The following is a 23143-nucleotide window of genomic DNA, read 5'->3' as shown; positions in this document are numbered from 1 at the left end:
TGATGTGGGAGTTGTATTTGCTATGCCCCTCGGGTAGTTGCGCCGATTTTCTAGGCTGGTAACCATGAGGCATAGAAAAGCCTCTCTCACAGAAGCTCCCGCTTCGGAGAATTGGAAATCAGCATTAAGCCTCTATACAATCCTTTTAAATCCCGTTACCCATGGAAAGGTTTCTCAGGTGTATAAGTATCTTTTCGCGTTATTTTGTTTGTTCCCTATTTCAGCTTCAGCTGTCGAATATCTGGTTGTTACCGCGGATAGTGTTCGGGTTCGGGAAAAGCCCGGTTTGCATGGCCGGAGCATGTTGATGCTCAACAAAGGCCATTTGGTTATTAAGGTTGAAGATAAGGGTGAATGGACTCGAATTTATTTTAAGGGGCGCGAAGATCAGGCTAACCAAACTGAGGGTTGGATGCACAGTTCTTTCTTGAAAGAAGAGAAGGCTGTTGTTAAGCAAAATACACCCGAAGAGCTTCTGTTAACTGATAACATCGCAGACTTGGCTTGTGAGAAGGTGGAGGGCACTGAGCTGGTTCAGGGGTGCGATCTTCATCTTCAGTATGGATTGAAGCAGGATGCCGGTTTGAAGCGTATTAAGGTTAACTGCAGTGCTGAGCTGGTAGCTAAAACCCGAAATGGTGAGATGATTCCTGTACCCGTTAACCAGACGTTAGAGCATCAGGTGGTGAAATCTTCTGGGGATTATTCTATGCATATCCTAATGAAGGCAGATGCCTCTTATGAGCTGGATGAAGTGAGCCTTGAAGGGCATCGTTGCCAGCTGGTGGGGTATAGCAAGTAATTGAGTTTCATTGAGGTAACTAGGGGTGATTATCGACGTTAGTACCTAAAGGGCATAGCAAAAGCCTCTCCTACAGGGAAAGAGGGGGTAGCAAATACTATCCTCTCCCTTAGGCCTTGCTAGTGTAGCAGGCGCGCCACGCGCCGATTGATGCTATTCAGCTCGCTCTGAAATCTTTGTTGCCACAATGTAAACCGTAATTGCGATGAGTACGCCTATGGCATTTGCATAGGCATCTTCGATAGAGAAGTGTCTAAGTGGGCGTAATACACCTTGTAGGTATTCGAGTAACCCTGCCAGTACAAACCAGCTGCTCCAGTAGGTCCAGCCAGGGATCTTATATAGGGCAAGCCTTCCCATAAATGAGACTCCAAAAAACGCCATAAAGTGTCCAACCTTATCTGAATTTTCAAAGATCCTTTCTGGCGGAGCCGGGCGGAATATACCGTAAGCCAAAGCGGCGAGGGCCAGAAGGAAAATCACCCAGATGATGGTTTTGTATTTTTGGGTAAACGAGTTGTTCAAGTTTTCTTTCTCAGTTCTGGGTTGTCGAGGCGGGCCTAGGGCTTTACCGCGGTAAAGATTAATCGAGGTGAGGCGCCTCGCCTGCAATATTGGGCCCTTTAGGAGGTGCATCATGCGCCGATTAGTTTTCCGCGGCGGTGGTACCAAAGGGGCATAGCAACGGCGCTCCCACAAAAAAGAAGGTGTGCCTTCGTGGCGATGGTTTCAACCTCTAACGGCCGACGCCGTAGTAGATGAAGCCCAGGCTTTCGAGCATCTCTTTATCAAAGATGTTTCTGCCGTCGATAATCAATGGGTACTTCATCTGATTGAGAATTTCATCATAATCTGGGGACCAGTACTCAGGCCAGTCTGTGAGTAATAGCAGGCCATCAGATTTCTTCAGGGAGTCATAACCGTTGTCGAAATAGGCTAAGTTTGGCTGCTCGCCAAAATGCTCTCGAATATTACCCATCGCTTCCGGGTCGTGCACCTGAACCCTGCAGTTCTGCGCCAGCAGCGTGTTGATAACTTTCAAACTGGGGGCATTATCTATACTGGCGGTCCCTGGTTTAAATGACAGGCCCCAGATGGTTACTACGCGGTTTTCCAGATCGCAATCGTAATGACGCCAGAGTTTACGGAACGGTTGCTCTTTCTGTTTTTCATTTTCCGTAAGTACGGTGTCCAGAAGCTTAGAGTTACGTGCTTCTGACATGAGTTCGGACAGGGCTTCGATGTATTGCTGGAAATGCAGGCCACCAAAGCCACAGCCTGGGTGAAGATAGTGAGGACCGATTCGGGGATCTGTAACCATCGCTTCTCTTATGACTTCTATATCCACTTCCAACTGATCGGCAAGGTTGGCTAGTTCATTAATATAGCCCAGTCGTAGGGCTAACATGCCGGTGTTAGCAAACTTGGTAAACTCAGCCTCTTTCGCCGTCATAATCATCCATTGCTTAACGGCTTGACTGAAAGGTCTGAACAACGCTTTGATATTGAGCATGGCCCAATCATTAGTACAGCCAATAATGTAGGTCTGCGGCCATTTGTAATCCTGCAGTGCGGAACCTTCAGCGAGCATGTCGGGGATATAACAGATAACCTGGTTATTAGCTTCACCTATCTGGCTCTGCAAACGATCAGAGCTGCCCACACCAAAATTCGATTGGTTAATGATCAATAGATTACTGGAATGCGTTTGGCTTAATCTGGCTACCAATCGTTCTGCTGTGACAAATTGGTCCGGGTTTAGCGCCAGAATATGATTAGATGCGTGGATAACACCTTCTTCATCTGATCCAACTTTCAGGCGTCCGCAGGCTTTGCTATCAGTAATGAGTTGTTCCAGGCCTGGCTCATTACTCACTTTAAATTCAGTTTCGGCTTCGTTCGGTACTTCATGTTCGTTGGTTACAAGAAGAACATGATTTCCGCTTTCAGCTAAGGCTGCTGCAGCGGTCCAGGCGAGTAATTCGTTGCCCCAAATGGTTACTTTCATTTACTCGCCTCTCTCTGTAATTCTGTTAATAAGGCCATTGGTTGAGCTGTCGAAATCGGGTTGCTTTCTTTCTGTCCCTAGCGCGTCTAATAATGATGTCGCTACTTTTTTACCTAGCTCTACGCCCCATTGATCGAACGGGTTGATATCCCAGATAACCGATTGCACAAAGACTTTATGCTCGTATAGGGCGATAAGCTGGCCAAAAGAGAATGGGTTCAATTCATCCAGCATGATCGTAGTGCAGGGCTGATTGCCCTTATAGCGTTTGAAAGCAGGAGCGCTTTCAGCACCTTCTAAAACAGAATCACCCAAAGCGAGAATACGAGACTGAGCAAGGCAGTTTGCCAGGTTTAGCTGGTGCTGATGCTGCAGCTCTGGGTTGTTCGTATCATGATATCTTCTGGCGGCGACGATAAAGTCGCACATGACTGCTTCGGTTCCCTGATGGAGCAGTTGGTAAAAAGCGTGTTGAGCGTTTGTGCCTACTTCTCCCCACAAGATGGGGCAGGTCTTATAGTCAACGTTGTTACCTTGCCTGTCGACGGACTTACCGTTGCTTTCCATCTCAAGCTGTTCCAGGTATGCCGGGATATGACTGAGACGGCCATCGTAGGGAAGAATCGCGTGGGCATTAATGTTTAAAAAGTTGATATTCCAGATTCCCGCCATCGCAAGTAAAACGGGCAGGTTTTCTGAAAACGCTGCGTTTCTAAAGTGCTCATCCATTTCATGAGCGCCGTTAAGAAACTCCCTAAAGCCTGACATACCTAGTTTTAACGCTATGGGTAACCCAATAGTGGACCACATTGAATAACGGCCGCCGGTCCAGTCCCAGAACTCTAATTGGTTGCTTTTGGGTATACCCCATTCGCAGACTTTATCTGGATTGGCTGAAACGCCGATAAAGTGGCGAGAAATCAGTGTCTCTTCGCTGGCTGCGTAGCTGGATTTTTTCAGCCATTCTTTTGCCGTTTGCGCATTTGCCAGTGTGTCTATTGTCGTAAATGACTTTGAGGAAATGACGAAAAGCGTTCGCGCGGGGTTCAACTCACTAAGAAGTTCCGCAAGCTGGCTACCGTCCATTGAGGAAACAAAATGAATCTTTAGACTTTTAGCGGTATCAGCCTGATTTTCAGCTAAAGCTTTACAAGCCATAAACGGGCCAAGATCTGAGCCGCCTACGCCGATATTAACAACGGTATCGATTGAATGCCCGGTAAAACCGCGCCACTGACCTGAGTGGATACGCTCCACAATTTCTTCCATGCGTGACAGATTGCTATGAACTTCGTCAATAATGTTTTTATCGTTGATCGACAGGATTCTGTCTGCAGGTGTTCTTAAGGCCGTGTGTAGGGCAGGCCTATCTTCTGAATCATTTACATGATCACCATCGAATAGCTTCTGAATCCATTGCTGAAGGCCTTTTTCTTCAGCCAGTTTTATCAGCAAAGCTAACGTTTCTTCAGTAATGCGTTGCTTAGATAGGTCGAGAAGAAATTTGTTCTGTTCAAAAGTGTATAAGCTAAACCGATCAGTCTCTTCTCTGAACAGAGTGCTGATGTGTGACTGAGACATGTAGTAGGCATGAGACTGAAGATCGTTCCACGCTACAGATTCATTTGCAGGCATCAGGTGTTCCTTAGTTGTAGCAAAATGCTAATACGGCATTTTACCTGCTCTTTGGCTGGCAGGTAAAACCCTTCCCTGGATATCTCTGATACAACGAGAGGTATCTTATTTACGACTGGGGACCCGAGGGGGCTTCCCGCTACGGGTTATCGCGACGGAGGTACCCAAGGGGCATAGCAACGTTACTCCCACATGATAGTGTGGTTGGAGGCACGCCCTCGCGGCGAAATATTCTCGAATATTTAAAGATCAAGCTCTTTAATGAACGCTTTCAGGCTTTCTGCCGTTTCGGCGTGCTGAAGGCCATAAACAACATTAGCTTGCAGGTAACCCGCTTTATTGCCGCAGTCGTAGGTTTTGCCGCTCATATGGAAGGCTTGTAGATTGCCTTCAGATAAGTAATCAGCCATGGCATCGGTTAGCTGTATTTCTCCACCTGCACCAGGCTTGGTGTCTTTTAACAGCTCCATGATGCGTGCAGGGAGAATATAGCGACCGTTTATCGTTAGGTTGGATGGGGCTTCATCAACAGGTGGTTTTTCGACCATACGTGCGATGTCCGCGGACTGGCCAGCTGAAATGCTGACGCCTTCGCAATCTACAACGCCGTAACGATCGACGTGCTCCATCGGCACCGGTTCAACCATGATCTGGCCGTGGCCACTGTCTTGATATGCTTCAACCATGGCTGTCAGGTCTGCTTTCGGTAAACCGTGGCTATTGATCAGCATGTCGGGTAGCAGTACGGCAAAGTCTTCGTCGCCGATAATTGGTGAAGCACACAATACCGCGTGGCCGAGGCCAAGTGCTTTATGCTGGCGTACTGCGCTGATTGATACATCAGCAGGGATGATATTGCGCACCGCTTCAAGGATAGAGGTCTTGCCTTTGCGCTCCAGCTCTGCTTCGAGCTCGTAGTGGCAATCAAAGTGGTCTTCAACAGAGGCCTTTCCCGAACGTGTAACCAGCACTATGTCTTTAATGCCAGCAGCAACCGCTTCTTCAACAACATGTTGAATCACAGGTTTATCAACAACAGGCATCATTTCCTTAGGTATAGCTTTGCTGGCAGGAAGTACTCGGGTGCCAAGTCCAGCAACGGGGATAACGGCTTTTGTAACACGTCTCATATTATGTTCCGGTTAGAGGTAAACAACGTTAAACGATTCTACAGTGATGATAACTAAGTTTATAGAGAGCTTTGTTACAGCCTATAAATAAAAGACAGACCGAAAATTAACTCTGAATAGTCATTTATTGGCTGTGATGCATCTTTGGTTTCATATTCAGAAAACAGCTCTAATGAACTGGCTTTGCTAAGAGAGAGTTCATAACCAAGCCGTGCTGAAAGCTCATCAAAATCCCGACTATCGCCTTGCTTGTACTCAGTGGCTTTTAAGCTGATAGAACTACTTAGGTTAGATCGTTCATTCAGTAAGTATCTGATGCTGGAAGCGATTATTCTTTCATTTAATGACTCTTGTGGATTGTTTACATGCGTTTCGTCTTTAAATTCTGTCTGTGCTTTGAAGCTGCAACGTACGCAAAGGAGTCTGGAGCTGTAGGAGAGGATAAATGAATCCTGCTCGATCTGGTCAATGTTGGTACCAGCACTATCTATGTTGCTTGATGATGTCAGGTTCTGATTACCGTTACCAAATGAGGTGTCGGTAAGCTGACGTCTTGCGTTAATGGAAAATTTATGGCCTTGGTTATCATATGTGGCTTGTAGGTTGAAATACGGGCCATTTTTGCTCCCTGAGCTAGTCGTGAATCGATTGACTCCAGCTTCAGCAGAGTAGGTTAGTAGCCGGTTCTCGCGTTCATAGCCGAGGGTTAGCTGTTGGTAGCTTTGGTTCGCAGCAGATCTGTAGTCAATTTCACTATTCTGCAAGTTGATTTTGATTCGGCTTTTTTCTTGTAACCTCCAAACCCAACTCATATCAAGAGTTGCGCGATCGCTATCCTGATTATTATCGTCGCTATATCGAATAGCCGCTAAAGAAGGGGTTACAGTAACCACCTGGAGCGGGGTGACATGGAATTTAGCGTCTACGGAAGCAGAAAAGATATTTCGGTTTTGCAGATTGTTACTTATGGCCGTTTCAGAGGGGTTGTTGATCAGACGTTTGGCGCTGTGATTTAAATTGACCTTTAGGTTGGGGGAAAGGTTAAATCTAGCGCTTGCACTGCCCTCAAGATTGGTTTCATTCTCCTGAGAATCTTTACTGTAATTCTCATGTTCGATTGAGTAATCAACAATGGCACTGGATGTGCTGTTTATTCGGCTGCTTTTGATCCGCGCAGTAACGACATCTTGCCTTTCTTTAATGGCGTTTGCTTTATTTGTCTTGTTGGCGTTATTGCTGAAGCCAGATTCAAGTTTCAGTTCTAACTCGGTCTCAGCGTGAATGGCGCTAGAGAGAGGGATTAGAGCTATAGCGCCTAAAAAAGCTGAAATAGTTTTCTGTAACATTAGCTATGCCTAAGGCTGATCAGAAGAAGCGTTCAGGAACGGAAACGATATCAGACGGCGCTAGCTCGTAATTAGTTTCTAGTTTGCCTTGTTTGAAAATGTCTTCCAGGTAGATGGGGTAGGTCTGGATCCCGTCTTGTGTTTTACGATAAAGGCGTGCTTTGTTTTCATCGGCAAATTCGGTGGAGCCTCCTGCGAGTAAAACCAGATCCAGCACGGTCATGCCCTGGCGCCATGGCGTTGAGGACGGATTGCCCACGGCTCCGGTAATCCTCACCCGTTGTGTAAAGGCAATGCTATTAGCTTCGGTGACAATGACTGTCACATTCGGCTGTTTTAAATAGTCATTAAGTTTACTGCTAATTTCCGCTTTAAGCTCTTCTGCAGTTTTACCAGTTGCTTGCACTTCACCTGCTAGTGGCACAGATATCATGCCATCAGGTCGGACTGGTGTGACAACGGAAAGGTCCGGATTTCGCCAGACCCGGATATCAAGTCTGTCTCCATTCCCTATTGCATATGCGGAAGCCGGAGCACTATATGCCTCAGGAGCGACAAAGGTTTGTTTAGTTGAAGTACAGCCAGCCAGGCTAATTAGCGCGAACGTGAGTAGTGTTGAGCGTTTATTCATTGCAATTGTCCTTTGCTTAACCCTGATGGGGCGCGAATCCTGCGTATTTCTTCCGGCCCGAATATAGCGTGCGATAAAAGAATAGCTGTATTTTCTGCGCAAATTTAACCTCGTGTAAAGTAGAAATTAGGCAGATTTATAATCTTTTTCTAATGTAAAAAAAACCGACAGTAGGAATGTAAAAAAAACCGACGTCGGTGCTGGTGACGCTAAGTGCTTGTTTTGTTTGAGTGGGAGATGCAGCTATTAACAAAAAGCGTCAGTAACAGAGTTGGGTAGACAGTAACTCTAATGAGGGAGTGGCTTGCTGTCGGCTTTTTTTACATGGCGTGGTGGATATGGTCACTAAAAAAAGAGGCGGGTTGGTTAATAGTCTAATTTTTTGTTTTTTCTTCTTGATTTTTAAGGTTTTTTTTTAGTTGGTACGTGGTTTGCTATGCCTGTTGTGTCAGGAATATGAGTTGTGGAGCAGTTTGCAAAACAGCTGCGATATAAAGAAAATTAAAAAGAATGGAGTTAACAAATGTTCTCTAAAGTTAAACAGGTTTTAGTAGGCGCTCTTTTGACGTGTGCCGCCGTGGGTGTGAATGCGGCTGCAGTATCCATTGGTGATGTTTCTACTATTGGTGGGGACTATGTGGTATCCAGTGGTTATAGCCCTTCAGCAGTGACAGGTGTCAGTCAGGCTGATTTGGAAAATTTTGCAGGTGTTCTCCCTGGGTACCTAGATTCTGCATCAGGTCTTGATGTGGTAGAAGGCTCAGCAATTAAATATACAGCTGATGTAAAGGCTGGCCAGTCAATCACTTTTGATTGGATTTGGGAGTCTGATGAGCCTGCTGCTGGTATTACTTACAATGACTTTGCCTTCGTGTCTCTGAGTCAGTCAGGCCTGATTACACCGCTACTGGCGACTGTTTTGAATGATGGCGCATTGTCGACAGGTTCATTTAGCTGGACTGCGATTGCTGATGGTTTTGTGACTTATGTTATTGGTGTTGTTGATGTGAATGATGATGTAGTAGGTTCCAAGCTTACTGTCAGTAATCTTTCTCCAGTGCCAGTGCCAGCAGCGGCGCTGCTATTCGGTTCGGCTCTGCTAGGCTTCGCAGGTTTCTCTGCGCGCCGTAAGGTGTCCTAATTACTATAGCTTTAAGCGTTTTACAAAAGAGAGGGCTTCATGCCCTCTTTTCTGCGTTTAAGCGAAAGGTATAAATGCATAATTTGTAATATAAGTGCATTATTCTGATTAGCCGGTTTAGGAAGTGTCGGTGTTGGAAAATTGGTTGGGGGGAGGCTCCCTTCCAGATGGATCACATAATGTGGCAAAGGGATACATGGAAGATATTGAAGGTATGATTAAGGTGGGACGGCCGTTATTACAGCGGAGGAATTCCCTGACCAATATGTTTCAGGCGCTATTGGATGCCTTTTTGGTATTGTGTCTGTTTGTTGGCTTTGTTCAGTACACTCAGGGCGTACTGCTCTATAGCCATGTGATTTTCGTTCTATTGTTAATGGGCTCTATGGCGGTTATTTACGATGGAATGGGTATTTATCGTAAAAATCGTTCAAATTTAGGCAAAAGCTTCGATCTTCTTAAAGCCTGGTGCTTCTCACTGGCGATTTCACTGGCGTTTATTTATCTGCTCGAAGCATTAGATGGGCTGGCGCCTGATTTTATCCTACCGTTCTCGGTTGCTGCGTTTACCTTGCAGTTGCTCTCGCATCTTTTTCTGCGGCGTTTTCATCTGATTCGTTCATCAAAAGCAAAGGTTAATGCGTTGGTCATAGGTGATCAGGTCTTTGCTAATAGGTTGAAAACAAGAATAAACAACAATCCGTGGGTCAGAGAGAAAGTCTCCGCGTGTATTGAACTCTCTAGCCTGAGCGAACCCGATAATTTTCTATGCAATGTCTCAATAAATAAAGCGAAAGAGATTATTCGCAATGATGACATTCGTTCAGTTTATCTGGCTTTGCCTTTTAATAATCTGGCCTTGGTTCAGGACCTCTATAAAGAGCTGATGGAGCTGAATGTTGATGTGCATTGGATACCTGATATTCATGAACTGCAGTTAATTAATCCGAGTGTTAAAGAACTGGCAGGTTATCCAGTATTGACCCTGTCAGAAACACCATTAATTGGTACCCATCATCTAAAAAAAGCGGTTGTGGATAAGGTATTGGCTCTAATTGCTTTATTGGCATTGTCTTGGCTGATGCTCGGGACCGCGTTGGCGATAAAGCTGACATCGCCTGGGCCGGTTTTCTTCAGGCAGCCGCGCACAGGCTGGGATGGCAAAGAGTTCATGATCTGGAAATTCAGAAGCATGAAGGTTCATCAGGAAGAACCGGATAAGGTGACCCAGGCTACCCGTCATGATGATCGCATTACGCCAGTCGGCCGGTTTATTCGTAAAACCAGTATCGATGAGCTGCCGCAGTTGTTTAATGTGCTGATCGGTAACATGTCAATGGTAGGGCCCAGGCCTCATGCGGTTCAACACAACCAGATTTATTCTACACAAATTAACGCCTATCTCTGTAGGCACCGCATTAAGCCGGGCATTACAGGCCTGGCTCAGGTTCGTGGGCTTCGCGGTGAAACAGAGGAGTTGGAACTGATGAGTAAACGTGTTGAAAGTGATCTTGAATACATCAACAACTGGTCTGTATCGCTGGATATTATGATTATGATCCGCACTGCGTTGACGTTAATTAATAGCCGAGCTTATTAACAAAATTATTTGGGTATTTTGGATAAAAGGAATTAAGTGTGTCGTACGACGAAGACGATCAATTGCAAATCCCTACTAACTATATAGCTGCGCTCTCACGATACAAAGTGTGGATTGTATTGGGTGTAGTTGTGCTTGCTGCGCTCGCTTCCATAGTGGTTTCAATTATCCCAGCAGTATATCGCTCTGAAGGTATCGTGTTAGTTGAAACCCAACAAATACCCGATGATCTAGTACGCTCTACGGTCACTTCAATCGCGGCTGAACGAATCCAGATCATTAAACAGCGAGTGATGACAAGGGATAAACTCCTGGAGATCGCAAATAAACACCCTTCATTAAAAGATGGGGTCAGAAGCCCACTAATTTCTGATCTTGTATCGGATATGCGCAGCAAAATTACCGTGCAATTAATAAGCGGAAATAAAAATTCAAGACGAAGGCATGCAACAACTATTGCTTTCAAAGTCGCTTTCGATGCACTTAGCCCCTCAGTTGCGCAATCGGTCACAAATGACCTTGTGACATTGTTCCTAGATGAAAATGTCAAAGCTAGAACGGCTAGAGCTTCAGAAACAACCGATTTTTTACAGCATGAGGCGGAAAAACTTAAGCAAAAGTTAGCAGGTACAGAACAGGCAATAGCCGACTATAAATTACAGTTCAAAGAATCGCTGCCGGAACATCTAAATCTTTACATGTCGATGTTAGAGCGGGCACAAAATTCTAGGGTTGAAGTTGCCAGACAATTAGAAACTGTAAAAAGCCAAAAATCATTATTAGAGCTTCAGACGCGGTCGTCGGGCGGCATCTCTGAACAACAGGTGCGCTTAAATAATCTACGTAAAAAATATGACGAGCTTTCAGTGCAGTATACAGAGAGCCATCCCGATCTGGTTACCTTAAGAAGCGAGATTGATCAATTAAAAACTGCAGCACCCAGAAGAACGGCAAACTCATTAGTCAGGCAGGAGATAACTGCTGCAAAAAGCCAGATTGCATTGTTAGTAGAGCAGCGCGAAAAGATTGATGAGCAGATCTCAAGCCTTCAGCAGAGGATCATCAATATACCTCAAGTTGAAAGAGGCTTGCTGAGTTTAAACAGGGATTATGAAGCAGTAAAAGAGCAATATGATCAGATAGTTGGTAACACTATGCAAGCTCAGATGGCTGAAAGCCTAGAGCAAGGTAGGAAAGCAGAACGTTTCTCGATACTGGAACCGCCATTACTTCCAGATCAACCATATAAACCGGATCGCAAGAAGTTTCTTGCTGCAGGATTTGCTGCTTCTTTGTTTCTACCTCTGGGCCTAGTCATTGGTTTAGCGTTTATGGATAAATCGATTCGAGGGGCTAATTCAATCGAGATGATTACAGGGCATGCGCCGCTGGTCGTGATAGGCGTTATTGAAACTGAGGAGGAGCTACAGCGTCAGCGAAATCGGAAAATAAAGGCAATAATCGCTGTTTTATTAGGGTTTGTATCGATAGTTATTGCTACTCACTTTTTGTACCAGCCTCTGGATATGTTGATGTACAAACTGATGTATAAATTAGGCGTGTCGTAAGGGATAGATGATGGCAACAATTGCAGATGTAGTTAAACACGCTAAACAGAATCAGCTCGTTGAAAAAGAGATTGAGCAGGTTAGCCGTAAACCGATTCAAGCAGATAGCAGTGGTCACGAGTCGATTACTTATACAACGACTAAAGTTGTTAATGTTTCTAATGAAACGTTAACCGCGAATCGGGTCATTGCACAGAATAAAGAAGACCCTCGCTCAACGCCGTTTCATATGTTGAGAGCAAAGGTATTAAAAGAATTACGCGATAATAATTGGAACAGTCTGGCTATTTCCGCCCCGACACCAGGGGCTGGCAAGTCATTAGTCACGGTTAATTTGGCGATGAGCATTGCGATGGAAGTGAATCAGACGGTGCTTATTGTTGATATGGACCTTCGCCAACCGTCACTACATAAATACTTTTCTATAGAGCCCGAATATGGGGTGCAGGATTATATTGAGAATGATGTCAGTGTAAAGGAAATGTTAATTAACCCAGGGGTTGAACGCCTTTCTATTATCCCTGGACGAAAGCGTATGCTGAATTCATCTGAAAAGCTTGCATCACCCAAGGTGAAGGCATTAACAGAAGAGCTAAAGAATAGGTACGAGTCAAGGATTGTGATTTATGACCTGCCACCACTACTGGTATCAGATGATGTGATGGTATTCCTTCCCTATGTTGATTGCTCTTTATTGGTTGTAGAAAGTGGAAAAAATACACGCGAAGAGATTGAAAGTTCTATGCTTATTGCAAAAGAAAAACCATTGCTAGGTACAGTGCTTAATAAGGAAGTTGATCATAGAAAAGTTTATGTATATTGAGTTAAGAATATGAAAAATGTAATTGTTGCAGGTTGCGCTCCTAATACAGGTAATCTTGGGGTATCTGCTTTATGTCGTGCAACTGTTATGGGTGTATATGAAAGAAAGCAGGGTATAAATGCAACTATTCTAAGTTATGGTGATATTTATGAAAAAAGAGGGTACGAAGTTAGGGAAGGGCAGTTTTGCACTGTTATGGGAGTTTCAAATGGCAAACGCTTTTATAAAAATAATCATTATTTAAATATATATCTTAGTGCAAAGTGTAACGGGCTTTGGAATGAAAGGGCAAAAACCTTTTTAGATGCTAATGCTGTTCTAGATATTAGTGGTGGAGATAGCTTTACGGATATTTATGGTGATCGGAGGTTTAATGGCATTTTTTATCCGAAAAAAATTGCATTAGAAAACTCAAAGCCTCTTGTATTGCTGCCTCAGACATTAGGGCCTTTTTGTAAAAAGGAAAGCCTTGAAAAGGTAAGATACGTTCTGGAAAAAGTATCTCTTGCATATTTCAGAGATGAAAGGTCATTCGAATACGCAAAGGAAATTTTAGGGGAAAGTTTTGATCCCAAACGAATTAAAAAAGGAGTTGATGTTGCATTTCTTTTGGAAAAGGATGAGGGGTATAAACCTAAAATTGATGCTCGTATAGGTATAAATGTAAGTGGTCTGGTTTATAATAATAAGCCTGAAAGGTTTGGGATAAAATTAGATTATAAGCGGCTGTTGATGGAGTTTATCAAGGAAGTATGTGAAACAACTTCTGAGAATATTGTGCTGGTTCCTCATGTTGTAAGCGAATATTCAAATGAGTGTGACTATAAAGCAGCTTGTGATTTAAAGGAAAGTCTTAATGTTAAATATAAAGACCGCGTAAGTATCGTTGAGGTTGATGATAACTATAATGAATCTATGGCAAAGCAGGTTATTTCTCAATTAGAGTGGTTTTGTGGCATGCGGATGCATTCAACAATAGCTGCTTTAAGTACCTGTGTACCAGTAGTTAATATTGCTTACAGTGATAAATCAATTGGCGTATTTGAGACAGTAAATCAAGGGCATATGGTACTTGATGCTAGAGTGATGAATCTTAAAGACCTGTTGGTTGGATTGTTAGATTCATGGAAAATCCGTTCTATGACAAAGCAACAGCTCTTATCTAGAGTTCCTTGTGTTATGGAGAAAGCAGAGCAGCAAATGAATGATATTTGTTCATTCATTAAGAGTGCCGGTTAAGTATTCATGATTAAGCAGGGAAGTTTATTGCTCGGAGCTAATCTTATTGGCTCCATGGTCTCATTGGTAAGAAATATTCTTATCGCTCGATTATTGATGCCGGAAGACTTTGGTATTGGAGCGCTTTTTGTCTTAGTTTTAACTTTTCTGGAAATGTTAAGCAATCTGTCTGTTGACCGTCAAATAGTTCAGGATGAAAGAGGCGGCGGACGAAGGTTTATTTCGAATGTCCACTTTTTTGAGTTATTTAAAGGTTTGTTTTTGGGGATGGGGCTCTATCTGCTGGCGCCACTTCTTTCAAATATTTTTAAATTAGGGGAGGCTCAATGGGCTTTTGAGGTGTTATCTGTTGTTCCTGTAATAAGAGGTTTTAGGAATTGGAGTTCGGTTACGGAGCAAAGGGAATCTGTTTTCCTTAAAACTTCGATAATGGAGCTTTTACCTCAATTGTTGTCTTTTATTCTTTTCTTTGTGATTAGTGAGTTCGTTAAGGATTTTACATTATATCTTTATTTGATTTTATTTCAGGTTATTTTTCAGGTCGTTTTGAGTCATATATTGAAGTTGTATAGATATTCAATTTGCTTTGATTTAGATATATTGAAGTCTATTTTTGTTTTTGGCTGGCCTTTGATGGTTAATGGTTTTTTATTGTACTTTTTTATGCAGGGTGATCGTGCATTGCTTTCTGTTTTTTATGATATGACCTTGCTGGGATTGTTTAGTGCTGCCTTCTCTATATCAATTATGCCGACGGTGATTTTAGGTAAGTTTCTTAATTCTCTTTTTTTGCCGCTATTAAGTCGTGGAGGTCAGGTTTTCTACTATAGAGAGCTGCTGGTTAGAATATGCATATTTATGGCATTTATTTATGTTCTCTTTATATGCGTAGGAGGAGAGTTTTTATATAGAGCTGTTTTTGGAGAAAAATATCATTCAGGAGCAGTTTTTTTGGTAGTGCTTGGTGTTGTTCACTCATTTAGAATAATTAGGATTGCCCCTGCTGTAATCGCCACAAGTGTGGCAAATACAAAATCTATTCTTTATTCAAATGTAGTAAGAGGGATAGGTTTTTTGGTTGCTATTATTTTTGCTAGCGTTGGGGTTTCACCAGTATATATGGCGGCTAGTGCTGGTCTTGGAGAACTATTAGCAATTTCTTATCAGTATTATTTTGTTAGTTATAGAGGGTCTAAAATTAATATTGGCAGATTTGATTATTGTTTGTTTGCTTTTTTGGTCTTAGTTGTGGTTCTAGGCTATACAGGTTTTGTGCCAAAAGCTTATGACTTTTTGGCTATGTTTTATATGGCTATTTTGGTTTTGGTTTTATCTTTGTTGGGTTTTTTGTATTTGTTTTTTGATTATAAAAAGAGAGTCTGTTGTGTTTAGGTTTATATTGCGGTTTGCGTTCTTAAGAAAGATCATTCTTTGTTGGGCTAAACATAGTATTGAAGTACAAATGAAATCTGAGATTGTTCGTCAGCTGCTTATGAGATTTCATGCTGTAGAAGTAGGTATGCACAGCTACGGCTTTTTACGAAAAGACGCTTTGCCTCGAGGAACAATAATTGGCAGGTATACCTCAATAGCAGAAGGGTTGAAAATATTCAGAAGGAATCACCCTTTAGATACCTTTAGTACTCACCCATATTTCTATAATTCGATGCTTGGCTATGTGAAATTGGACACGATCCCTAATAATGATGAAAACCCGCTGGTGATTGGTAATGATGTCTGGATCGGAGCCAATGTAACTATTCTGCCAGGTTGTAGAATTGTTGGTAATGGCGCAGTAATTGGAGCCGGAGCTGTTGTTACATCGGATGTAGAACCTTTTTCTGTAATTGCTGGTAATCCTGCGAAAGAAATTGGCCAGCGTGATGTGGAAAAAGCCATGCATATTCAAGGTAATGTATGGTGGGAAATGGAGCCGCTCGATATTTTAGACGTTATCAATAATAAGTCCGCCTTTGAAGCTAATGGAAATGGATATGGTAAGTGAGATCAAGACAATCAAGGATGTTGTTGATTATCAGCTTTGCGCCGGTTGTGGAATGTGTGCGGTGCAAACGGATGACCTTCAGATGATAGAGGTCATCGATCTAGGAAAAAGGCCAGATGGAAAAAGCATAGATCAACATGTCCCAGATTATTGCCCAGGTGCAGGTTTGCAACGTAGTAAACCAGATAACTTGCCAGATAGTTCTAAGGTATTGTTCGATGCTTGGGGGCCAGTGCTAGAAGTCTGGGAAGGGTACGCTTCTGATGAAGGTATAAGGTATAAAGCCTCGAGTGGTGGTGGGATTACAGCACTAGCATCATATTTATTGGATAGTCACTCCGCGACAAGAGTTATTCATACTGGACAGAATAAGAGTTCTGCATGTCGAACTGAAACAGTTGTCAGTAAATCAAGTAAAGAATTGTTAGATCATAGTGGATCACGTTATTGTGCCTCCAGCCCTTGTGAGGGAGTAGATGAGATTTTTGTAAATGAAGGCTCATCAGTTTTTATTGGCAAGCCTTGTGATTCAGCTGCTCTCAGACTTAGGACAAACACTGATGATGTTTTAGCAAGTAAGGTTGCTCTCAATATATCTTTTTTCTGTGCCGGAACGCCTTCTTCTGAAGGGAATGTTTCATTGGTAGAGAGGGAAGGCATAGCTATTAACTATCTTAAAAGCTTGAAATATCGTGGAGAAGGTTGGCCAGGTTTATGGCGTGCAATAAAAACTGATGGTCAATGCCAAGAACTAACATACGCAGATTCTTGGGGGTATTTGCAACAATACCGGCAGTGGAGATGTTATATCTGTCCAGATCATTCAGGTGAGTTTTCAGATATCTCCTTTGGAGACCCTTGGCATAATGCCCCAGAGGAAGGTGATCTGGGCAAATCTATGATTGTTGTTAGGACTGAAAGGGGGCGTGAAGCTCTGCATAAAGCTGTAAGTTCTGGTTATATAACGCTTGAGCGAGAAGATTTAAATATTCTTCCCCTTTCTCAGCCGAATTTGTTAAAAGCCCGAGGGGCGTTGTTGGGCCGTTTATTCGCACTAAGGCTTAGTGGCTGCAAAATACCAAAGTATCAAGGGTATAGCTTCTTTCAATTTTGGTGGTCAGAGTTGAACTATAGAGATAAATTCAGTTCTTTTGCGGGGACGTTTAAGCGAATATATAAAAGAAAATTATATAGGCGTTTGAGACGCTGATATGAATATTCGAGTGATGCCTGAGAACTTCGGACAAGGTGAGTGGGTTGGAAATACAACCTTACACCCTATTGGGGTTCTTGTGCTTGGGATAAGCATACTGGCAATATTAGCATTTAATAGAGATAAGGTACTTCAACCTTTTTTTCTGCTTTTATGCTTTATATCCCCTGCACAGAGAATAGTTGTAGCAGGTGCTGATTTTAATTTTTTTCGGTTGGCGATATTAACATTATTTATTCGAGTGTTAATGAAAGGAGAGAATAAATTCTTTGTGGTCCAGCCATTTGATGTTTTGTTTTTTATTTATACTGTTGTTTATTCTTTGATTTACGCTTATTCAAGTGGCTCCTTGGGTGACCCAATAGCTAAGGGGGTAGAACTTATATTGTTATACTTTTGTGTCCGGAGTGTTGCCAGGACAACCCCCGATGTAATTAAAGTTTTTAGGTTTCTTTCGTTGTTAAGTATTCCCGTTTGTTGTTTTTTTATAGTTGAAGCTATTACAGGAAGAAACTTTTTTTCAGTTCTAGGTGGGGTTCCAGAATTTACTAAAATTAGAGAAGGCCGCTTGAGATGTCAGGGGCCTTTTCCACACCCTATAATAGCCGGATGCTTTTGGGCAATTTTGTTCCCAGTATTTCTTTCTATGTATATCCAATTCAAACAGAAAAAATACTTACTAGCATGTGTTTGTGCCTTTTTTATTGTAGTAACAACTGCTTCAAGTACAACCTTGTTAGCTTTGCTTAGTGCGCCATTTTTCATGAGCTTATACCTAGTTCGTAAGCATATAAAGCTGCTTTTTTATTCTGGGCTAGCGTGCCTTGTCTGTCTCCATATGGTTATGAGTGCGCCCGTTTGGCATTTGCTGTCACGTATTGGGGCTGTAGGGGGGTCTACTTCACATTTCAGATATATGCTTATTGATAAGTTTATTTCTCACAGCCATGAATGGTTTCTTTTAGGAACAAATAGCACAGCGCATTGGTTTTTTGGGGCTCAGGACTTAACTAATCAGTTTGTTCTTGTGGGTGTGAGAAGTGGATTTTTAGGCTTGTTTTTGTTTGTTTGTTTATTGTGGTTATTTTATAAAAAAATATATTTTATCGTTAGGGTTTCGCAATATAAGGTTTTTTCTTGGGGTGTTTTTAGTGCGATGTCTGTGAGCTGTGTGTCTTTTTTGGGTGTGTCCTATTTTGGACAAGCGGTTTATTTATTTAACTTTCTTTTTTCTATTGTGGTTTGTATGCTTTTGCATAGTGTTTATGTGCGAAAAAAAGAAAATGATAAAGCCTTACTTAATAAGGGGGCGCTGTTGTGAACTATCCCTCTCAGTGGCTTATAAGTGCGAATGAATTAAATTGCTATAATTTAGATTTAATACAGAAAATTAACTCTAAATATTATCTTCATTTTGATAAGCGAACTAAATTTGAACAGTTCAATAGGAATGGTGATCTAATCATCACGCTAGGGGCAATTGTATATCCTCAAGAACTTCTAAACTCAGAGGGCTTCAATTTTAAGGAATGGCTGTTTTCATGTGTAGGTTGCTATTGTGTTATCAGGTGCTATAACGATGATATTGAGATATATACTGATCCAGCCGGTTTAATGAATATCTATTACGGGAAAGGAGTGATCGCATCATCCCTAAGTTTCTTTCCACAGTACTATAATGATGGTGTAAAGGATAATTTCAGTTTAGAAAATGATTGGTTCACTGGAGATGTGACTCCTCTGAGAGGAGTTAGATATCTAATGGCGAATCATTCGCTATCTTTGAATAACAATCTGGTTTCACGCTTTTGGCCCGAATCTGGTCATGGTAACTTGAATTGGGATGTTGGGGTTGAGAAATGTGCTCTTCATATCAAAGAGACCATTTCCCTTGCTAGTAGCAAATACAGTTGTATCGCTTCACTTACGGGGGGGCGTGACAGCAGGGTTATTTTAGCTGCGTGTGAGCAACTACAGAAAAAGCCAGAATTTTTTACGCTAACTGGTCAAGGTGTAGCAAGTGATGATATTGATGTTGTCACTCGCTTGCGTCAAAAAAACGGTTTTGTTCACAGATTTCTACCAATCATTAATCCAACAGTTGATGATCTTCATATTTATGACGCTATTTCAGGTGGATATGCAGTAGGTGCTAGGCGCACAATTATTTCCAGCTTAACTGGTTTTAGAGACAAAGGGCTGGTTCATATAAATGGAAATCTCGGTGCAATTGGTAAATGTTACTATTGGCCTATCAATGCCGATTCCCATTGTGATGAAAAGTCTTTGCTTTCTGATTTTACCTCTTTATCTGAGGACAAAATTTCTGGAATACGTACTTGGTTACGGTCATTGCCTGAAGGTATATCCGATACGGATAAATGTAATCTTATGTATCTTGAACAAAGAGGAGGGAGGTGGATGGGTATCGGGGAAGGGGCTTCTTCGATGATTTATTCATCTTTTACGCCCTTTGCTTCTCGACAGTTGTTCGAATATATCAGAGCGCTTCCTGATTCTGATTTGAGAAAAAATGATTGGCATTACGATGTTACCAGGGTTCTGTCCCCTATTTATGCTGATATCAGGTATAGCCGTTCTACTCATTTCCTTACTAAGTTAATACCAAAATTTTTAGTTAGGGTGTGCAAGTCATTAAAGGCGAGGTGTCTAAAATGAAGATAATTAATACACTAAGTGCGTTGCTAATATTATTGCTCTCATTGCATGCTTCAGGTGAATGCCTAAGTGAGGAGTGTGATCGGGACTGTCAAGAGCGGTTATTGGCTTTAGATGAAGGGATGCTTGATTTCTGTGAAGCTCCATCGTTTGGCACATATTCTTTAGAAAAGAATGGTATAACGTGGTACTTCGATCAACCGGTAACTTACGGCAAATATGTTAATGGAGATTTCTGGGTTTTAGATAAAGGGACAGGTGTAACTATTAAAAAAGTTACTCCCATACCAAACGATGGGGTAAATGGTTCTATGGTTAACCCAACCGTAGGTGCTCAAGCATATGATGCAGATATATATGCCTATAAATCCAATTTGGCGGTTAAATTCCCTGTTCTCCTTAATGGTGGTGATTCATTAGTAAGTACTATTAGTAAGACTGAAAATGATTTGAATCAATATGACAGAGTATTTCCTTCGTGGTATCGCTCAACTAAGGGGCTCGGTCATGCTGAGTTAATGGGGGCGTCAGTTTTAACTGTAGTATCTCAAGTTCCTAAAATAGGCAGTTTTAGACCTCCCTATATTGGAAACAATAAGGTTAGTTATAATGTTTCTGATATTGATAAAACTTATTATAAAAAGATAAAGTCACCCTCCTATATGCCAAATGTTTCATATTATGAACGCGGGCTTGAGCGTCCATGGTTGATGCACTTGCCTGGTTGGACGGCTCGTAAAATGCATCCTGTTGAAAATATGCCTAACTACCATCGAGAAGTAGGCAATTTTTTATCTGATGCTTCCCTGATACTTTTAACTGATAAAGCTACAGAGAAACTACTTTATCGTTATATTCAGACAGGGATCGATCACTACTACACAATTATTAATGGTAGTGCAGATAGCGCAACATTTGAATTTCAGTCAATTTTTACAGGGCTTTTGCTAAAAGATGATGATATGGCCTCGGTATGGAAGGATGGTCAATCAAAAACACTTGGTCGTGCTGCGGATAAATTCTATTTTTATTCAAATAGGACAAGCTCTATTTCGAGTAACCTTAATAAAAACAACGGTTCCTGGAATGGTTACAAGGTTTTATTTAGGAAAAAGCATGGTACGACAGAGCATGATCATCTTCACCCATCAGAATGGAAGCAAGTGACAAATGGAGGTGGAATAAAGCAGGAAACCTATAGGTTATGTTGTGATAGTAAACCTCATTTCGGGATGGCTTTGGCTTCCAGGATCATAGGGGCTGAGAAATACTGGCCTTCAAACGCTTTGGATCTTTATTTAGATAGGTGGATTGATGAAAGTTTAAATGGTTCAGGGTTAGAAACTATCAGGTTGTATTATCCTACGTTTAAATACGGTACGAGAAAATATGTTTTAGGTTCTAAGTTTTTGGATTCGGTTTACAAAAGTTACTATGGCGATTGGAACAATGCCAGTACATCAACACAAGATGAAAGCTATATTCAAAATAGTGACACATTGAATTTGAGAAGACAGTAATTGTCAGGGGAAAAGGATGGCCGAATTAACCATTGTTTTGGTAAGTTACAATACAGCTAAGTTGACTGTTGCGGCGGTGGAGTCAGTCTATGATCAGACGGATATGTCGTCTAAAGACCTGATTGTTTTTGATAATGCATCAACTGATAATTCAATGGATCAATTGAAGTTTAATTTTCCTGATCTTCATTTAATCAATTCAGATATCAACTATGGATTTGCATTGGCTAATAATATTGCTGCTAAAGAATCCAAGGCTGAATATATCCTTCTTCTTAATCCAGATACTGTGGTTTTAGACGGGGCAATCGATAAACTTCTTGCATTTGCCAAAGATAACCCAGAGGCAGGAATTTGGGGAGGGCGGACTTTATATGGCGATCGTACTCTTAATCCTTTGTCCTGCTTTGGACGTATGACTCTATGGAATCAATTTTGTCGTGCCTCAGGCTTGGCTGCGATTTTTAAAAAGACAGATTTTTTTAATTCTGAGGAGTTTGGTGGCTGGCAGCGTGATTCCGTAAGAGAGGTCGACATTGTAAGTGGTTGCTTTCTTCTTATAAAAAGGTCCCTTTGGGAGCAATTGCAAGGGTTTGATGAAAAATTTTTCATGTATGCTGAAGATGCAGACCTGTGTCTGCGTGCAAGGCAACTTGGCGCGAATCCGATGATCACCCCTGAGGCAACCATCATTCATTATGGCGGTGCATCTGAAGGCGTACGTGCCGATAAGATGGTGCGGCTTCTAACGGCTAAAACGGAGTTGATTCAAAGTTATTGGCCTCGTTGGAAACAACCGTTAGGAAAATTAATGCTCGGTTTATGGGTCTTGACCAGAATCATAGCTTTATCAATTGTTAAACCTGGCTCAAAAAACCTTCTTTCATGGAAGGAGGTCTGGAAACGACGAAAAATATGGTTCAAGGGATATGCTGGCAGTTACTCTAAACCTGCTGGAGTCAGTAGCAATGTTTAGTGTTGTGATACCTGCACATAATGAAGGTGCTGTGATTACACGCTGCCTTGACGCACTTACAACAGGGTTGAACGAAGATGTGGAGATTGTTGTTGTTTGCAATGGATGCTCTGATAATACAGCTGAGCTCGCAAGGGCGTTTAAGCAAGTAGAAGTTTATGAGCTTGATGTCCCTTCTAAAGTAAATGCAATCAATTTTGCTGAGTTACAGGTTAGTGCTTTTCCACGGATATATGTTGACTCGGACCTCATTATTACAGGGGCTGAACTGGAACGGATTGCCTCCTATCTACGTAATGACGGAGCGATGGCTGTCGCGCCGAGAATGATTATTGATGAATCCAGGTCTAGTTGGCCAGTTAAGGCATATCATCGAGTCTGGAAGCGACTTCCTTATTATGCATCTCGTTTGGGAGGGGTTTTCGGCTTATCTGAACAGGCAAGAAGCCGTTTTCACCATTTTCCTCAGATTATTGCAGACGATGCTTTTGTTAGAGCGCAATTTTCACAAGATGAGCGCCTAGTTCCTGATGATTGCAGTTTTACCGCGATTGCTCCGTTTAATCTGAGAGACCTGATCAAAATAAAAACCCGCTCCCGTTTTGGGAATGTTGAGCTAAAAGAGAAGTTTCCTGAGTTAGCTTATGCGCAGGATAACTCCTCAGGCAGTTTAGTCGGGTTGATCGCAAAATCTCCGTGGTTGTTGCCTAGCATTTTCGTTTATGTCTATGTCAACTTCAGAATACGACTAGGTGTTCGAAAGCGGCTTAGGAATAGAGATTACTCTACATGGGAGCGGGATGAGTCTTCTCGTCCTAAGAGTTAAA

Annotated in this window: 20 protein-coding genes; 14 read left to right on the top strand and 6 right to left on the bottom strand. The window is 42.1% G+C overall.

Going from position 1 to position 23143, the window contains the following annotated elements; genetic code table 11:
- The first annotated feature begins 178 nt into the window (after positions 1–178).
- Positions 179–802 carry an SH3 domain-containing protein gene (locus MED92_RS07295; protein WP_007020881.1) on the top strand — a complete coding sequence of 208 codons (624 nt, stop codon included), beginning with the start codon at positions 179–181 and terminating at the stop codon, positions 800–802.
- Positions 803–955: 153 nt separating this feature from the next.
- On the opposite strand, the gene MED92_RS07290 is transcribed toward MED92_RS07295, so the two are convergent.
- The 6 genes from MED92_RS07290 to MED92_RS07265 all read right to left on the bottom strand — a co-directional run bounded on the left by MED92_RS07290 (position 956) and on the right by MED92_RS07265 (position 7552).
- Positions 956–1327 carry a VanZ family protein gene (locus MED92_RS07290; RefSeq protein WP_162010859.1) on the bottom strand — a complete coding sequence of 124 codons (372 nt, stop codon included), beginning with the start codon at positions 1325–1327 and terminating at the stop codon, positions 956–958.
- 211 nt (positions 1328–1538) lie between these two features.
- The gene (locus MED92_RS07285; RefSeq protein WP_007020879.1) at positions 1539–2810 is read right to left on the bottom strand and encodes a nucleotide sugar dehydrogenase; all 1272 of its coding nucleotides are present in this window, start codon (positions 2808–2810) and stop codon (positions 1539–1541) included.
- Positions 2811–4445, bottom strand: coding sequence for a glucose-6-phosphate isomerase (gene pgi, locus MED92_RS07280; protein WP_007020878.1), 1635 nt, complete (start codon positions 4443–4445; stop codon positions 2811–2813).
- 242 nt (positions 4446–4687) lie between these two features.
- Complete coding sequence (gene galU, locus MED92_RS07275) at positions 4688–5575, bottom strand: UTP--glucose-1-phosphate uridylyltransferase GalU (protein ID WP_007020877.1); 888 nt, start codon at positions 5573–5575, stop codon at positions 4688–4690.
- Positions 5576–5649: 74 nt separating this feature from the next.
- Positions 5650–6921: a hypothetical protein gene (locus MED92_RS07270; protein ID WP_007020876.1), complete on the bottom strand. Its 1272-nt coding sequence runs from the start codon at positions 6919–6921 to the stop codon at positions 5650–5652.
- Positions 6922–6940: 19 nt separating this feature from the next.
- A complete protein-coding gene (locus tag MED92_RS07265) occupies positions 6941–7552 on the bottom strand; it encodes an XrtA/PEP-CTERM system exopolysaccharide export protein (RefSeq protein WP_007020875.1) in 612 nt (203 codons plus the stop codon).
- 523 nt (positions 7553–8075) lie between these two features.
- Here MED92_RS07265 and MED92_RS07260 point away from each other — a divergent pair.
- The 13 genes from MED92_RS07260 (at position 8076) to MED92_RS07200 (ending at position 23142) form a co-directional block, all read left to right on the top strand.
- Entirely contained in the window at positions 8076–8693 is a 618-nt protein-coding gene (locus tag MED92_RS07260; protein ID WP_007020874.1) for a hypothetical protein, read from the top strand.
- Positions 8694–8823: 130 nt separating this feature from the next.
- Positions 8824–10293, top strand: coding sequence for an undecaprenyl-phosphate glucose phosphotransferase (locus MED92_RS07255; RefSeq protein ID WP_154715149.1), 1470 nt, complete (start codon positions 8824–8826; stop codon positions 10291–10293).
- Between the two features lie 293 nt (positions 10294–10586).
- Positions 10587–11861: a hypothetical protein gene (locus MED92_RS07250; protein ID WP_162010858.1), complete on the top strand. Its 1275-nt coding sequence runs from the start codon at positions 10587–10589 to the stop codon at positions 11859–11861.
- A 7-nt stretch (positions 11862–11868) separates the two neighbouring features.
- Positions 11869–12684, top strand: coding sequence for a CpsD/CapB family tyrosine-protein kinase (locus MED92_RS07245; protein WP_238321497.1), 816 nt, complete (start codon positions 11869–11871; stop codon positions 12682–12684).
- A 9-nt stretch (positions 12685–12693) separates the two neighbouring features.
- Positions 12694–13923, top strand: coding sequence for a polysaccharide pyruvyl transferase family protein (locus MED92_RS07240; RefSeq protein ID WP_007020870.1), 1230 nt, complete (start codon positions 12694–12696; stop codon positions 13921–13923).
- 6 nt (positions 13924–13929) lie between these two features.
- Positions 13930–15315, top strand: a complete 1386-nt coding sequence (locus MED92_RS07235; protein WP_007020869.1) for an oligosaccharide flippase family protein — start codon at positions 13930–13932, stop codon at positions 15313–15315.
- A gap of 70 nt (positions 15316–15385) precedes the next feature.
- A complete protein-coding gene (locus tag MED92_RS07230; RefSeq protein WP_007020868.1) occupies positions 15386–15928 on the top strand; it encodes a CatB-related O-acetyltransferase in 543 nt (180 codons plus the stop codon).
- On the top strand, positions 15918–17138 hold the full coding sequence (locus MED92_RS07225) for a Coenzyme F420 hydrogenase/dehydrogenase, beta subunit C-terminal domain (protein WP_040661642.1): 1221 nt from the start codon (positions 15918–15920) through the stop codon (positions 17136–17138). Before MED92_RS07230 ends, MED92_RS07225 begins: the two co-directional genes overlap by 11 nt.
- Before the next feature lies 1 nt (position 17139).
- Positions 17140–18462: a hypothetical protein gene (locus MED92_RS07220; protein ID WP_007020866.1), complete on the top strand. Its 1323-nt coding sequence runs from the start codon at positions 17140–17142 to the stop codon at positions 18460–18462.
- Positions 18459–19820, top strand: a complete 1362-nt coding sequence (locus MED92_RS07215) for a hypothetical protein (RefSeq protein WP_007020865.1) — start codon at positions 18459–18461, stop codon at positions 19818–19820. Before MED92_RS07220 ends, MED92_RS07215 begins: the two co-directional genes overlap by 4 nt.
- Positions 19817–21340, top strand: a complete 1524-nt coding sequence (locus MED92_RS07210; RefSeq protein WP_007020864.1) for a hypothetical protein — start codon at positions 19817–19819, stop codon at positions 21338–21340. Before MED92_RS07215 ends, MED92_RS07210 begins: the two co-directional genes overlap by 4 nt.
- A 16-nt stretch (positions 21341–21356) precedes the next feature.
- Positions 21357–22316 carry a glycosyltransferase family 2 protein gene (locus MED92_RS07205; protein ID WP_007020863.1) on the top strand — a complete coding sequence of 320 codons (960 nt, stop codon included), beginning with the start codon at positions 21357–21359 and terminating at the stop codon, positions 22314–22316.
- Entirely contained in the window at positions 22270–23142 is an 873-nt protein-coding gene (locus MED92_RS07200; RefSeq protein WP_083774906.1) for a glycosyltransferase family 2 protein, read from the top strand. Before MED92_RS07205 ends, MED92_RS07200 begins: the two co-directional genes overlap by 47 nt.
- Position 23143: the final 1 nt, after the last annotated feature.

The organism is Neptuniibacter caesariensis, assembly GCF_000153345.1.
GTDB lineage: Bacteria > Pseudomonadota > Gammaproteobacteria > Pseudomonadales > Balneatricaceae > Neptuniibacter > Neptuniibacter caesariensis.
This window is presented reverse-complemented; position numbering and strand designations above follow the sequence as displayed.

Excerpts from the sequence above, each read along its gene's own strand:
- MED92_RS07220 (WP_007020866.1), top strand. The coding sequence starts at position 17,140 with ATGAATATTCGAGTGATGCCTGAGAACTTCGGACAAGGTGAGTGGGTT.
- MED92_RS07235 (WP_007020869.1), top strand. The coding sequence starts at position 13,930 with ATGATTAAGCAGGGAAGTTTATTGCTCGGAGCTAATCTTATTGGCTCC.
- pgi (WP_007020878.1), bottom strand. The coding sequence starts at position 4,445 with ATGCCTGCAAATGAATCTGTAGCGTGGAACGATCTTCAGTCTCATGCC.
- MED92_RS07245 (WP_238321497.1), top strand. The coding sequence starts at position 11,869 with ATGATGGCAACAATTGCAGATGTAGTTAAACACGCTAAACAGAATCAG.
- galU (WP_007020877.1), bottom strand. The coding sequence starts at position 5,575 with ATGAGACGTGTTACAAAAGCCGTTATCCCCGTTGCTGGACTTGGCACC.
- MED92_RS07265 (WP_007020875.1), bottom strand. The coding sequence starts at position 7,552 with ATGAATAAACGCTCAACACTACTCACGTTCGCGCTAATTAGCCTGGCT.
- MED92_RS07250 (WP_162010858.1), top strand. The coding sequence starts at position 10,587 with ATGACAAGGGATAAACTCCTGGAGATCGCAAATAAACACCCTTCATTA.
- MED92_RS07200 (WP_083774906.1), top strand. The coding sequence starts at position 22,270 with ATGCTGGCAGTTACTCTAAACCTGCTGGAGTCAGTAGCAATGTTTAGT.
- MED92_RS07260 (WP_007020874.1), top strand. The coding sequence starts at position 8,076 with ATGTTCTCTAAAGTTAAACAGGTTTTAGTAGGCGCTCTTTTGACGTGT.
- MED92_RS07210 (WP_007020864.1), top strand. The coding sequence starts at position 19,817 with ATGAAGATAATTAATACACTAAGTGCGTTGCTAATATTATTGCTCTCA.
- MED92_RS07230 (WP_007020868.1), top strand. The coding sequence starts at position 15,386 with ATGAAATCTGAGATTGTTCGTCAGCTGCTTATGAGATTTCATGCTGTA.
- MED92_RS07240 (WP_007020870.1), top strand. The coding sequence starts at position 12,694 with ATGAAAAATGTAATTGTTGCAGGTTGCGCTCCTAATACAGGTAATCTT.
- MED92_RS07270 (WP_007020876.1), bottom strand. The coding sequence starts at position 6,921 with ATGTTACAGAAAACTATTTCAGCTTTTTTAGGCGCTATAGCTCTAATC.
- MED92_RS07225 (WP_040661642.1), top strand. The coding sequence starts at position 15,918 with ATGGTAAGTGAGATCAAGACAATCAAGGATGTTGTTGATTATCAGCTT.
- MED92_RS07285 (WP_007020879.1), bottom strand. The coding sequence starts at position 2,810 with ATGAAAGTAACCATTTGGGGCAACGAATTACTCGCCTGGACCGCTGCA.
- MED92_RS07205 (WP_007020863.1), top strand. The coding sequence starts at position 21,357 with ATGGCCGAATTAACCATTGTTTTGGTAAGTTACAATACAGCTAAGTTG.